The sequence below is a fragment of the Pseudomonas sp. efr-133-TYG-23 genome, assembly GCF_030209215.1.
In the GTDB taxonomy this organism is placed as follows: Bacteria; Pseudomonadota; Gammaproteobacteria; order Pseudomonadales; family Pseudomonadaceae; genus Aquipseudomonas; species Aquipseudomonas rhodesiae.
On the sequence record NZ_JARVSL010000002.1, the window covers coordinates 1 to 13,677 of the forward strand.

The 13,677-nt window shown below is 59.3% G+C and carries 10 protein-coding genes; 1 reads left to right on the forward strand and 9 read right to left on the reverse strand.

The annotated features are described in order from the left end of the window. The first annotated feature begins 524 nt into the window (after positions 1 to 524). The gene (locus tag QRN41_RS00675; protein ID WP_167417315.1) at positions 525 to 770 is read left to right on the forward strand and encodes a hypothetical protein; all 246 of its coding nucleotides are present in this window, start codon (positions 525 to 527) and stop codon (positions 768 to 770) included. 90 nt (positions 771 to 860) lie between these two features. Here QRN41_RS00675 and QRN41_RS00680 read toward each other — a convergent pair whose 3' ends face one another. The 9 genes from QRN41_RS00680 to QRN41_RS00720 all read right to left on the reverse strand — a co-directional run bounded on the left by QRN41_RS00680 (position 861) and on the right by QRN41_RS00720 (position 13,464). After that, positions 861 to 1,832 carry a peptide ABC transporter ATP-binding protein gene (locus QRN41_RS00680; protein ID WP_034095859.1) on the reverse strand — a complete coding sequence of 324 codons (972 nt, stop codon included), beginning with the start codon at positions 1,830 to 1,832 and terminating at the stop codon, positions 861 to 863. After that, the gene (locus QRN41_RS00685) at positions 1,832 to 2,800 is read right to left on the reverse strand and encodes an ABC transporter ATP-binding protein (RefSeq protein ID WP_034136954.1); all 969 of its coding nucleotides are present in this window, start codon (positions 2,798 to 2,800) and stop codon (positions 1,832 to 1,834) included. The genes QRN41_RS00680 and QRN41_RS00685 overlap by 1 nt, the downstream gene beginning before the upstream one ends. 10 nt (positions 2,801 to 2,810) lie before the next feature. Then, positions 2,811 to 3,722, reverse strand: a complete 912-nt coding sequence (locus QRN41_RS00690; RefSeq protein ID WP_010213191.1) for an ABC transporter permease subunit — start codon at positions 3,720 to 3,722, stop codon at positions 2,811 to 2,813. A gap of 10 nt (positions 3,723 to 3,732) precedes the next feature. Beyond that, positions 3,733 to 4,743, reverse strand: coding sequence for an ABC transporter permease subunit (locus QRN41_RS00695; RefSeq protein ID WP_025856266.1), 1,011 nt, complete (start codon positions 4,741 to 4,743; stop codon positions 3,733 to 3,735). 76 nt (positions 4,744 to 4,819) lie between these two features. Beyond that, positions 4,820 to 6,418 carry an ABC transporter substrate-binding protein gene (locus QRN41_RS00700; RefSeq protein WP_034136955.1) on the reverse strand — a complete coding sequence of 533 codons (1,599 nt, stop codon included), beginning with the start codon at positions 6,416 to 6,418 and terminating at the stop codon, positions 4,820 to 4,822. Positions 6,419 to 6,498: 80 nt separating this feature from the next. Beyond that, on the reverse strand, positions 6,499 to 7,896 hold the full coding sequence (locus tag QRN41_RS00705; RefSeq protein WP_167417314.1) for an OprD family outer membrane porin: 1,398 nt from the start codon (positions 7,894 to 7,896) through the stop codon (positions 6,499 to 6,501). A 170-nt stretch (positions 7,897 to 8,066) separates the two neighbouring features. After that, complete coding sequence (locus QRN41_RS00710; RefSeq protein WP_425326819.1) at positions 8,067 to 9,611, reverse strand: ABC transporter substrate-binding protein; 1,545 nt, start codon at positions 9,609 to 9,611, stop codon at positions 8,067 to 8,069. A 364-nt stretch (positions 9,612 to 9,975) separates the two neighbouring features. Continuing rightward, positions 9,976 to 11,604, reverse strand: coding sequence for an ABC transporter substrate-binding protein (locus QRN41_RS00715; RefSeq protein ID WP_034136958.1), 1,629 nt, complete (start codon positions 11,602 to 11,604; stop codon positions 9,976 to 9,978). A 258-nt stretch (positions 11,605 to 11,862) separates the two neighbouring features. Then, positions 11,863 to 13,464 carry an ABC transporter substrate-binding protein gene (locus QRN41_RS00720; protein WP_167417312.1) on the reverse strand — a complete coding sequence of 534 codons (1,602 nt, stop codon included), beginning with the start codon at positions 13,462 to 13,464 and terminating at the stop codon, positions 11,863 to 11,865. Positions 13,465 to 13,677: the final 213 nt, after the last annotated feature.

The following is a 13,677-nucleotide window of genomic DNA, read 5'->3' on the forward strand; positions in this document are numbered from 1 at the left end:
CAGTGTGTCAGCCCTGAATGTACTGGCTGACACACAGCCATCGGGGGCAAGCCCCTCCCACTTTTTTTACCGCGTTGTGTCTAACCGGAACTTGGTTAGGCGGAAATTGGCTATTAGCTAGCGGGCCAAATTGTAGCGAATTTGCCAGCACATCTTGGCCCAGATGTGGGAGGGGGCTTGCCCCCGATAGCAGTGTGTCAGCCCTGAATGTGCTAGCTGACACACAGCCATCGGGGGCAAGCCCCCTCCCACTTTTTTTACCGCGTTGTGTCTAACCGGAACTTGGTTAGGCGGAAATTGGCTATTAGCTAGCGGGCCAAATTGTAGCGAATTTGCCAGCACATCTTGGCCCAGATGTGGGAGGGGGCTTGCCCCCGATAGCAGTGTGTCAGCCCTGAATGTACTGGCTGACACACAGTCATCGGGGGCAAGCCCTCTCCCACATTTTTCTCCACCAGGCGTTAGATTGGCGAGAATCCGGCATCCGGTCTAGCGTTTAACCACCGACTGCCAAGGAGACCACCGTGCGAAAGGCTCAATGCGCCATATCCCTGCTGTTGCTGGCCTGCCTGTGGCTGACGACCCTCCCGGCACTGGCTGACGCAGGCACGCCTCAGTGGAAAGACACCGGCCCGGTCACCAAGAAAAAGCAGAAAGAGGTCAATTCCGGCAGCTGGCAACCCCAGGCCCAACCGGCTCCGAAAGAGGACGCAGAAAACCCCTACAACGAAGGGGAAGACAGCGAAACCTATGACGATGGCAACAAATAGCCGCCGCAAAAAGAAAGCCCCTCCCGCCAGGCTGATGCGCAACCTGATGGGAAGGGCTGTGAAACTCTGCTACTGATCGGTCCGGCGCGCTCAGGCGACGAATTGTTCCGCGTAGTGGCAAGCCACCTGACGGTTATCCAACGCTCGCAATTGCGGCTCCTCGGTGCTGCAACGCTCGGTGGCGTACGGGCAGCGCTTGTGGAACGCGCAACCCGGTGGCGGGTTCAAGGGGTTGGGCAACTCGCCGACGATTTTGATCTTCGGTTTGTTCGGATCCGGATGAATGGTCGGCGTGGCCGACAGCAGCGCCTGGGTGTAGGGATGCAGCGGGCGCGCGTAGATGTCTTCCTTCGGACCGACTTCCACCGGGCGACCGAGGTACATCACCATCACATCGTCGGCAACGTGTTGCACCACCGCCAGGTTGTGGGAAATGAACACGTAGGCCGTATTGAATTCCTGCTGCAGATCCATGAACAGGTTGAGCACCTGAGCCTGGATCGACACGTCGAGCGCCGAGGTCGGCTCATCCGCCACCAGCACTTTGGGTTGCAGCATCATCGCCCGAGCCAGTGCAATCCGCTGGCGCTGGCCGCCGGAGAACATGTGCGGGTAGCGCTGATAATGCTCGGGGCGCAGGCCCACTTGCTTCATCATCGCCTGCACTTTCTCGCGGCGTTCGGCGGCGGACAGGTTGGTGTTGATCAGCAGCGGTTCGCCCAGTTGATCGCCGACTTTCTGCCGTGGGTTCAACGAGGCGTAAGGGCTTTGGAACACCATCTGCACGTCTTTGCGCAATTGCTTGCGCTGGGCCTTGTCGGCACCGGCGACTTCCTGGCCGGCGATTTTCAGCGAGCCCGAAGACGGCTCTTCAATCAGCGTGAGTGCGCGGGCGAGGGTGGACTTGCCGCAACCCGACTCGCCGACCACGGCGAGGGTCTTGCCGGCTTCCAGCTCGAAGGACACACCATTGAGGGCCCGCACGGTGGCGTGGCCCTTGAACAGGCCACGGGACACTTCGTAGTGACGGGTCAGGTCGCGGGCGGTAAGAACGACGGCCATTACGCCACCTCCTGGTTCAAGGGGTAGAAGCAGCGCGCGAGGCTGTTGGTTTTGGGATCGAGGCCCGGGCGCTGGGCACGGCAGGATTCCTGCACATACGGGCATCGCGGCGACAGCAGGCAACCCTGCGGGCGATCGTAGCGGCCGGGCACGATGCCAGGCAACGTGGCCAGGCGGGTGGCGCCCAGGCTGTGCTCGGGGATCGCCTTGAGCAGCGCTTCGCTATAAGGGTGCGCGGGAATATCAAACAGTTGCGGCACCTGGCCGACTTCCACGGCCTGGCCGGCGTACATCACGCACACGCGCTGGGCGGTTTCGGCCACCACGGCGAGGTCGTGGGTGATCAGCACCAGGCCCATGTTCTGCTCTTTTTGCAGGGCCAGCAGCAGGTCCATGATCTGCGCCTGGATGGTCACGTCCAACGCGGTGGTCGGTTCGTCGGCGATCAGCAGTTTCGGCTCGCCGGCAATTGCCATGGCGATGGCTACGCGCTGGCTCATACCGCCGGACAGTTGGTGCGGATAGGCGTCCATTCGGCTGGCGGCGCCTGGGATCTCAACTTTTTCCAACAATTCGATCGCGCGTTTGCGTGCCTGTTTGCCGGACATTTTCAGGTGCAGGCGCAGCACTTCTTCAATCTGGAAACCCACGGTGTAGCTGGGGTTCAGCGCGGTCATCGGGTCCTGGAACACCATGGCCAGGTCTTTGCCGACGATCTGGCGACGTTGACGGTTGCTCAGCTTGAGCATGTCCTTGCCGTCGAAGGTCAGCGCATCGGCGGTGACGATGCCGGGGTGCTCGATCAGGCCCATCAGCGCCATCATGGTCACGGATTTACCCGAACCCGACTCGCCCACGATGGCCAGTACTTCGCCCTTGTCCACGGACAGGTCGAGGCCGTCGACCACCGGCACGGCGGTTGCGTCGCCGAAGCGTACGTTGAGATTCTTGATTTCTAACAGTGACATGGGAATCTCCTCAGGCGGCGTTCTTGAGTTTCGGGTCCAGCGCATCGCGCAGGCCGTCGCCCATCAAGTTGATTGCCAGCACGCTGAGCAAAATGGTCAAACCAGGCAGGCTCACCACCCACCAGGCGCGTTCGATGTAGTCACGGGCCGAAGCCAGCATGGTGCCCCACTCCGGGGTCGGCGGTTGTACGCCAAGGCCGAGGAAGCCCAGGGCCGCGGCATCGAGGATCGCCGAGGAGAAACTCAAGGTGGCCTGCACGATCAGCGGCGCCATGCAGTTGGGCAGCACGGTGATGAACATCAGGCGCGGCAGGCCGGCACCGGCCAGGCGCGCGGCGGTCACGTAGTCACGGTTCAACTCGCCCATCACCGCGGCGCGGGTCAGACGCACGTAGGACGGCAGCGACACGATGGCGATAGCGATCACGGTGTTGATCAGGCCAGGGCCGAGGATGGCGACGATGGCCACGGCCAGCAGCAACGACGGCAGGGCCAGCATGATGTCCATCAGGCGCATGATGGTCGGGCCCAGCAGACGCGGGAAGAACCCGGCGAACAGGCCCAGCAGGATGCCCGGGATCAGCGACATCACCACCGACGACAAACCGATCAGCAGCGACAGGCGCGACCCCTGGATCAGGCGCGAGAGCAGGTCACGGCCCAGTTCGTCGGTGCCCAACAGAAACTGCATCTGCCCGCCTTCCAGCCACGCCGGCGGGGTGAGCAGGAAGTCGCGGTATTGCTCGCTGGGGTTATGGGGCGCGACCCACGGGGCGAAGATCGCGCAGAACACGATCAGCAACATAAACAGCAGGCCGGCAACCGCGCCTTTGTTCTTGGAAAAGGCTTGCCAGAATTCTTTGTACGGGGACGGGTACAGCAGGCTTTGATCGACTGCTGACACTGGAGTAGGTGTGGTCATGGTCATGATCTCAGCGCTGGTGACGGATGCGTGGGTTGGCGAAGCCGTAGAGGATATCCACCACGAAGTTCACCAGGATCACCAGGCAGGCGATCAGCAGAATGCCGTTCTGCACCACCGGGTAGTCCCGCGCGCCAATGGCTTCGATCAGCCATTTGCCGATGCCGGGCCAGGAGAAGATGGTTTCGGTCAGCACAGCGCCGGCCAGCAGGGTGCCGACTTGCAGGCCCACTACGGTCAAGACCGGGATCAGCGCGTTGCGCAGGCCGTGCACGAACACCACGCGCGTCGGCGACAGGCCCTTGGCCTTGGCGGTGCGGATGTAGTCTTCGCGCAGCACTTCGAGCATCGACGAACGGGTCATCCGCGCGATCACCGCCAGCGGAATGGTGCCGAGCACGATGGCCGGCAGGATCAGGTGGTGCAGGGCGTCGAAGAACGCGTCCGGCTCGTCAGCCAGCAGCGTGTCGATCAGCATGAAGCCGGTGCGCGGCTCGATGTCGTAGAGCAGGTCGATGCGCCCGGAAACCGGGGTCCAGCCCAGGCTCACCGAGAAGAACATGATCAGGATCAGGCCCCACCAGAAGATCGGCATCGAATAGCCCGCCAGGGAGATGCCCATCACCCCGTGGTCGAACAGGGATCCTCGCTTGAGTGCCGCGATCACCCCGGCCAACAGGCCCAGGATACCGGCGAACAACAGGGCGGCCATGGACAGTTCCAGGGTCGCGGGGAAGAGTGCGGTGAACTCGGTCCACACGCTGGTACGGGTGCGCAGGGACTCACCAAGATCGCCCTGGGCGAGCTTGCCGACATAGTCCAGGTATTGCGCATACAGCGGCTTGTTAAGGCCAAGGCGTTCCATTGCCTGTGCGTGCATCTCGGGGTCGACGCGGCGTTCGCCCATCATGACTTCTACGGGGTCGCCGGGAATCATGCGTATCAACGCAAACGTCAGCAACGTGATGCCGAAGAACGTGGGGATCAATAACCCCAGTCGGCGGGCAATAAAACTAAACATCTTGTGGTGTACCTCAATCAGCCGGTTAGGCAGGTTCGGCACCGCCCATGTCGACGGTGCCGAGCGTTTTTCTTATTTACTTCACCTGGGTGGTGGCGAAGTTATTAGTCGTCAGAGGGCTTTGGGTAAAGCCTTCGACGTTCTTGCGCATGGCGGTAAACATTTTCGGGTAGGCCATGGGAATCCATGGTTGGTCTTTCTCGAAAACATCCAGGGCTTGTTCATAGAGTGCGGCGCGCTCAGCGGGTTCAGCGTCAGCGCGGGCCTTGTCGATCAAAGCCTGAAACTCTTTGTTACACCAGCGGGCGTAGTTTTCGCCGTTTTTCGCAGCATCGCAACTCAGGTTCGGCGTGAGGAAGTTATCCGGGTCGCCGTTATCGCCGGCCCAGCCCGCGGACACCATGTCATGCTCGCCGGCCTTGGCGCGCTTGAGCATCTCGCCCCATTCCATGACTTTGATGTTCACTTTCAGGCCGATCTGCGCCAGGTCCGCCTGCATGCGCTGGGCGCCGAGCATCGGGTTGGGGTTGGTCGGGCCGCCGCCGTTACGGGTGAACAGGGTGAACTCGGTGCCTTCCGGTACGCCAGCTTCCTTGAGCAGGGCGCGGGCCTTGTCCAGGTCGCGCTCAGGGTTCTTCAACTTATTGTTGAAGCCCAGCAGGGTTGGTGGATACGGGCCGGTGGCGTCGATGGCGTTGCCTTTGCCATAGAGGGATTCGTTGTAGCCTTTCTTGTCGAACGCGATATTGATCGCGTGGCGCACCCGCGCGTCGCTCATGTACTTGTGGGTGGTGTTCAGGGCGGTGTACGCGGTGGTCATCGCCGCCAATTCCGCCACTTTCAGGTTTGGGTCGGCCTTCACGCTCGGCACGTCGTCGGGCTTGGGATACAGCGCGATCTGACATTCGTTGGCCTTGAGCTTTTGCAGGCGCACGTTGTTGTCGGTGGTGATCGCCAGGATCAGCGGATCGGCCGGCGGCTTGCCACGGAAGTACTCCGGGTTGGCCTTGAAGCGCACTTGGGCGTCCTTGGCGTAGCGGGTGAAGATGAACGGGCCGGTGCCGATCGGCTTGCTGTTCAGCTCATCGGTCTTGCCGGACTTGAGCAACTGGTCGGCGTATTCGGCGGAGTGAATCGAGGAGAACGCCATGGCCAGGTCGGCCAGGAATGGTGCTTCAGGACGGGTCAGGGTAAAGACGACGGTGTGATCGTCGGTTTTCTCTACGCTCTTGAGCAGTTCTTTGAAGCCCATGCTCTCGAAGTACGGGTAGCCCACGGTGGACTTGTTATGCCACGGGTGATTCGGGTCCAGCTGGCGTTTGAAGCTCCAGAGCACGTCGTCGGCATTCAGGTTGCGCGTGGGTTTGAAGTAATCGGTGGTGTGGAACTTGATGTCTTCACGCAGGTGAAAGGTGTAGGTCAGGCCATCGGCGCTGATTTCCGGCAGGTCCTTGGCCAGCGCGGGAACCACTTCGGTAGTACCGGGCTTGAAATCCACCAGACGGTTGAACACGGTTTCGGCCGCGGCGTCCGCGGTGACGGCGGTGGTGTACAGGACCGGGTCAAAACCCTCCGGGCTGGCTTCGGTGCAGACCACCAGGGGTTTGGCCGATACGCCGATAGCTGCGCTCAATAGCGCGGCGGCAACGGCAGCTTGTAGCGGGAGCATTTTCATTCAGAGCCCTCTGCAATCGATGGGACCAGACAAGCGTAGACGGCAGGCTCTTCCTGAGCCTGCCGTCTGCCTGGTGCTAATTAAAGAATGTTGAATGGGATGGTGGTGACCAGACGGAACTCTTTGATGCTGCCGTCCGCCTGGAACTCGCTGCCACGGTGCTCTACATAAGTCGCGCGTACGGTAGTGGCTTTGAGGGGGCCGCTTTGCAGGGCGTAAGAGGCGCCTACACCGTATTCCTGATGCTTCTCGCCGTCTTGGGACTGGATGCCGTCGTAGGCGAACTTGGCCCGGCCGTTGTTGCCGGTGTAGTGAGTACCGTCGATACCCCAGCCGCGAGCCGAGTAGGCGTTGAATTTCAAGCCTGGTACACCGTACTCCGCCATGTTGATGGCGTAGGCGACCTGGAAAGACTTCTCGTTCGGGCCGTTGAAGTCCGAGGTCAGGGAGTTGGCCAGGTAGATGCCGTTGGTTTCGTGCAGGTAGTCGAAGTACTCGTTACCGTTCACTTGCTGGTAAGCGAAGGTCAGGCTGTGTGCCTGGTGAGTCAGGCCCAGGGACAGGGAGAAGGTATCGTTGTCGATTTCCCCCATCTCTTTTTTGCCTTCGTCGACAGTCTTGTAGTAGTTGAAGCCGGTAGTCAGCCCCAGTTGCGAAGTGTCGCCCAATTCGTGGGTTGCACCGAAGTAGTACTGGTTCCAGAAGTCCTTCACGTTGGCGGCGAAGAAGCTGGTTTTCAGGCTTTTCAGCGGCTGGTAGTTCACGCCCAGGGTCGATACCTTGTCGGTTTCCTGGGTGCCGTTGCCGTATTCGCTACGGAATTTCGACAGGCTTTGTTCGGTACGTGGCGAAACGCGATCGAAGATACCGCCCTGGAACGACAGGTTGCTGAACTCTTCGCTATTGAAGCTCACACCTTCGAAGCTTGAAGGCAGTGCACGGTTGCCGATGGTGTCGACGATGCCGCTGCTGAAGTTCTGGCGACCTGCGGTCAGAGTGGTGTTGGACACGCGGAATTGCACGTTGGCCAGGCCCAGTTTGCTCCACTGATCTACGGCGTTGCCGTCGGAGTCGGCCAGGGTGCGGTTGGAGCCGCCTTTGATGTCACGCTTGCTGCGGTCCAAGACCAGCGCGTTGTAAACCGCTACTTCTGTCTTGACACCTACAGTGCCCTGGGTGAACCCCGAGCTTGCGTTAAGGATAGTGCCCTGCACCCAGTTGGTACGGTTGCGGTCGGTGCGAGTTTCGCCGTGTTTCTCGTATGAGAAGGTGCCGCCACGGTATTTGCTTTCATGGGAGTACCAGTTACGCGTGGTGCCGCCCAGGCTGAAATCTTCGATAAAGCCTTTGGCTTCGCTTTGCGCGCTGGTGCCGGCCAATGTCGTCGGAACGAATTCCTGGCTGGCCGGTTCTGCGTAGGCGGTGGCCGTGATGCTGCTGATGGCCATAGCCAGAAGCACTTTGCTGCTCAGTTTCATGGGTGGAGCTCCTTTGGTTCTCTTTTTTTATGCCGGTCTTTTTAGGTGAACCGGCTATTGGTGTGTAACTCGTTCAAGCTGTTGCAAACGTTTGCCGTAGGAAAAATCCCAATAAAAGGCTGCACGTTTGCAGCAGGGCAGCCTTCGCCCTGCGCAATCCGGTTATTTTCTTATGGGGTAATACTGACGCCCGAGAACACGTTGCGGCCGAAGGGGCTGACTTTGAACCCTTCGACTTTGACGCTTAACGGCTGGTTGACCGTCGAGTGGGCGACGGGCGTGATCGGCACCTGCTGCTTGAGCAGTTGCTGCGCCTGTTTGTATAGAACAGTCCTTTGTTCACGGTCGGTTACGACCTTGGCTTGCTTGATCAGCTTGTCGTACGCCGGGTCACACCACATCGAGTAGTTGTTCCCACCGATGGCGTCGCAGCTGTAGAGGGTGCCCAGCCAGTTGTCCGGGTCACCGTTGTCGCCGGTCCAGCCGATCAGGCTGACATCGTGCTCACCGTTCTTGGTGCGCTTGATGTATTCGCCCCACTCGTAGCTGACGATCTTGACCTTGAGGCCGATCTTGGCCCAGTCGCTTTGCAGCATCTCGGCCATCAGCTTGGCGTTGGGGTTGTACGGCCGTTGCACCGGCATCGCCCACAGGGTGATCTCGGTGCCTTCCTTCACGCCGGCGGCCTTGAGCAGTTCCTTGGCTTTTTCCGGGTTGTAGGCGGCATCTTTGATGGTTTCGTCGTAGGACCATTGTGTCGGCGGCATGGCGTTGACCGCCAGCTGCCCGGCGCCCTGGTACACGGCATTGAGGATGCTTTGCTTGTTCACCGCCATGTCCAGCGCCTGGCGCACTTCAAGCTGGTCGAAGGGCTTGTGACGCACGTTGTAGGCGATGTAACCGAGGTTGAAACCCGGTTTGGTCAGCAGTTGCAGGTTCGGGTCGGCCTTGAGCGCATCGACGTCCGCCGGACGCGGGTGCAGGGTCACCTGGCATTCGCCTGCCTTGAGTTTTTGCACGCGCACCGAGGCATCGGTGTTGATGGCGAAAATCAACTGGTCGAGCTTCACGCGGCTCGGGTCCCAGTATTGTTTGTTGGCCACGTAACGGATCTGCGAGTCTTTCTGGTAACGCTGGAATACGAACGGCCCGGTGCCGATCGGCTTCTGGTTGATGTCGCTGGGCTTGCCTTCCTTGAGCAATTGCTCGGCGTATTCGGCTGACAGAATCGCGGCGAAGCTCATGGCGATGTTTTGCACGAACGCGGCGTCCACCGTGTTCAGGGTCATCACCACGGTATACGGGTCGGTTTTCTCGACCTTGGCGATGTTCTTGTTCAGGCTCATCCCGTTGAAGTACGGAAACTCGGTGGGGTAGGCCTTGCGGAACGGATGATCCGGGTCAAGCATGCGGTTGAAGGTGAACAGCACGTCGTCGGCATTGAAGTCCCGCGTCGGCTTGAATTCCTTGTTGCTGTGGAATTTCACCCCTTCACGCAGATGGAAGGTGTAGGTCAGGCCATCTTCTGAAATATCCCACTTGGTCGCCAACCCAGGTATTACGTTGGTCGCGCCTTTCTCGAACTCGACCAAGCGGTTGTACAGCGGCTCGGCCACGTCGTTGTCGGTGGCGGTGGTGTACTGCGCTGTATCGAACCCTGCGGGGCTGCCTTCGGAGCAGAACACCAGGCTCTTCTTGTCGGCGGCTTGGCCCATCGTGGCCACAGCCAGCAGGCTGGTGCCAAAAATTGCGGATAGAACGGTGGTATGGCGCATGACGATCCCGATCCTTGTTTGTAGTTGTCATCAGCGAGCAACCGCCCAGCCTTTCGGACTGGGAGACATCACTGATCCCACGCACAGCAAGTGCCTTTCCCATATGGCTACCGCTGCTGTCCTACGACGTTATGGGTCGCGGAGTTCGCAGTAAATGCGCCAAATCGGATTGACCTTGTAGGCAACGGAGTCGCGGACCGCAGTTCGTTGCTGTAGGACGCAACGGATGCGGGCGTGGTCTGTTTCCTACTGGTCTGGCGGATGCAATAACGGCGACGTTATGAAACGTCGCCGTCACTGGTCCTTACTTGCCGCTTACGCTCACGCCATAGAAGGAGTTCAAGCCAAACGGGCTGATCTTGAAGTCCTGTACGGTGTTACGCATGGGTTGATACACCGTCGAGTGCGCGATAGGTGTCATCGGGACTGCATCTTTGAGGATATGTTGCGCCTGCTTGTACAGCTCGGTGCGTTTAGCGACGTCGGAAGTGGCCTTGGCCTCTTTCACGATGCCGTCGAATTTCTTGTCACACCACTTGGAGAAGTTGTTACCGGCCAGCGAATCGCAGCCGAACAGCACGTTCAGCCAGTTGTCCGGGTCACCATTGTCGCCGCTCCAGCCAATGATCATGGCCTGGTTCTCGCCGCCTTTGGAGCGCTTGATGTACTCGCCCCACTCGTAGCTGGTGATCTTGACCTTGAGGCCGATCTTCGACCAATCGTTCTGCAGCATTTCTGCCATCAGCTTAGCGTTCGGGTTGTACGGACGCTGAACCGGCATGGCCCACAGCACGATCTCGGTCCCTTCCTTGACGCCGGCTTCCTTGAGCAGCGCCTTGGCTTTCTCAGGGTCGTACTTGGCGTCCTTGATGGTGGTGTCATAGGACCATTGGGTCGGCGGCATGGCGTTGACGGCCAGTTGGCCTGCGCCCTGGTAGACGGAGTCGATGATCTGCTGCTTGTTCACCGACATGTCCAGCGCCTGGCGTACGCGCAGGTCAGCCAGCGGGTTGGGCTGGTCGCTGCCTTTGATTTTGTCCATGACGTTGTAGGCCACGTAGCCCAGGTTGAAACCGGCCTGGTGCGGCAGTTTCAGGTCTTTGTCTTCGCCCAGCGCCTTGAGGTCGGCCGGACGTGGGAACAAGGTGATCTGGCATTCGTTTTTCTTGAGCTTCTGGATACGCACCGACGGGTCAGTGGTGATGGCGAAGATCAGGTTGTCGATCTTCACGTCTTCAGGCTTCCAGTAATCCTTGTTGCCGGTGTAACGGATGTTGGAGTCTTTCTGGTAGCTCTTGAACACGAACGGGCCAGTGCCGATCGGCTTCTGGTTGATGTCCGCAGGCTTGCCTTCTTTCAGCAGCTGCGCCGCGTATTCCGCCGACTGGATCGACGCGAAGCTCATGGCCAGGTTCTGGATAAATGCCGCGTCCACGGTGCCAAGGGTGAACTTGACGGTGTGGTCATCGATTTTTTCGATGTTCTTGATGTTGGTGTCCATCCCCATGTCCGTGAAATACGGGAACTCGGTGGGGTAGGCCTTACGGAATGGATCGTCTTTGTTGATCATCCGATTGAAGGTGAACAGTACGTCGTCAGCCGAGAATTCACGAGTGGGCTTGAAGTACGGGGTGGTGTGGAACTTGACGCCTTCGCGCAGATGGAAAGTGTAGGTCAGGCCATCCGGGGATACGTCCCAGCTGGTGGCCAGGCCAGGTACCACGGCGGTGCCGCCGCGTTCGAACTGGCTCAGACGGTTGAACATGGTTTCGGCCGAAGCATCGAAGTCTGTTCCGGTGGTGTACTGGCCTGGATCGAAACCGGCCGGGCTCCCTTCGGAGCAGAACACCAGGTTAGTCGCCGCATGGGCGAATGGGGCCGCGGCCATAAGGCCCGCGCTCACTAATAACGGAAGGACTGCGTGTTTAAGCATGTTGGCCTCATGATTTGTTGTCATTTTTGGTGGTGAGGGCGACCTCGTGAGTCGGCCTGCGGATACTTATGCAGGCGCCATACCCAATGCAAGACGTTGAACTGTTGCAAGGCGCAAAGAGTGGTACGAGCGTACAGGAATGTCGCAATTATGAAAGTTTTGACATATTTGCGCCTGTTTTGAGGGTTTTTTCGGTGCGCAGGCTGCACCAAGAAGGGCCAACCGAGGCGTCTAGCGCACTCGGTTGGGGCGTCACTGTTACTTCTCCAGACTCACGCCATAAAAGGGCGTGAGCCCAAAGGGGCTGATTTTGAAGTCTTTGACTTCCTTGCGCAGAGGTTGGAAAACCGTCGAGTTCGCAATAGGCGTTATAGGTACTTGTTCCTTAAGAATTTTTTGTGCCTGTTGATACCACTTGATGCGCTGCTCGCGGTCGTTGCTCACTTTGGCCTGCTGCACCAGTTTGTCGTACGCCGGGTTACACCATTTGGCGTAGTTGCTGCCCTTGACCGCGGCACAACTGTAGAGCACGCCGAGCCAGTTGTCCGGGTCGCCGTTATCGCCGGTCCAGCCGTAAATCATGGCGTCGTGCTCGCCATTTTTGGCCCGTTTGATGTACTCGCCCCATTCGTAGCTGACGATATTGGCGTTGATGCCCACCTTGGCCCAATCCTGTTGAATCATCTGGGCCGACATGCGCGCATTCGGGTTGGATGCGCGTTGTACGGTCATCGCCCACAGGTTGAGGGTGGTGCCGGGTGCAACCCCTGCTTCTTTTAGTAGCGCCTTGGCTTTGACCGGGTCGTAGGGCGCGTCCTTCACCGATGGATCATAAGACCACTGGGCCGGTGGCAGCGCGTTCTGCGCCAATTGTCCGGCACCTTGATACACCGCTTTGATAATCGCCTGCTTGTCGATGGCCATGTCCAGAGCCTGGCGCACTTTCAACTGATCCAACGGCGGATGCGTCACGTTGTAGGCCAAGAAGCCCAGGTTGAAACCGGCTTGTTGCAGCACGCGCAGATTCGGGTCCTGTTTCATCACCTCAATGTCGGCAGGGCGCGGATAGCCGCTGACCTGGCATTCGCCGGCCTTGAGTTTTTGCAGGCGCGAAGCGGCGTCGGGGGTAATCGCGAAGACCAGGTTGTCGAGCTTCACATCCTCGGGTTTCCAATACTGTTTATTGGCCACGTAGCGAATCTGCGAGTCCTTCTGATAACGCTTGAATACGAACGGCCCGGTGCCCACCGGCTTCTGGTTGATATCTTCGGCCTTGCCGTCTTTCAACAACTGGTCCGCGTACTCGGCCGATTGCACGGAGGCAAAGCTCATGGCCAGGTTCTGCACGAACGCGGCATCGACGTTGTTCAGGCTGAAACGTACGGTGTGCTCGTCGAGTTTGTCGACGCTCTTGATCGTGGTGTTCAGGCCCATGTCGGTGAAGTACGGCGACTCGGAAGGATAAGCCTTGCGGAACGGGGTTTCGGCGTCCAACAGGCGATTGAAGGTGAATAGCACGTCATCCGCGTTGAAATCACGAGTGGGTTTGAAGAAGTCAGTGGTGTGGAACTTGACGCCTTCTCGCAGGTGGAAGGTGTAGGTCAGGCCGTCGTTGGATACCTCCCAGCGGGTCGCCAACCCAGGCTCGACCTCAGTGCCGCCGCGCTTGAACTGGGTCAGGCGATTGAACACGGTTTCGGCGGACGCATCAAAGTCGGTGCCACTGGTGTATTGGCTAGGGTCGAACCCGGCAGGGCTGGCTTCGGAGCAATAGACCAGAGTGCTGGCTGCGTGCGCTGCGGGCATACAGGCCAGGAGACTGGCGGCGAGGAGCAGCGGTTTGAAGGCAATTCTTTCCATGGAGACCCCTGAAGTGGCTGGCATACAAAAGCTGGCCATACGAAAACGGCTGTCTGCGAGGTTACCGTCGTTCTGGGGGTGTGAGGTAGTGACAACGCGAGCTCTGATTGAGCCTGATCGGCGTGCCGACATTGGAAGGGGCGTTTCAACGACTATTTAGCGACACCAGCAGGGCGCGAAAAAACGGCTGCGGAGTCTTTATGGCGTGGTCAT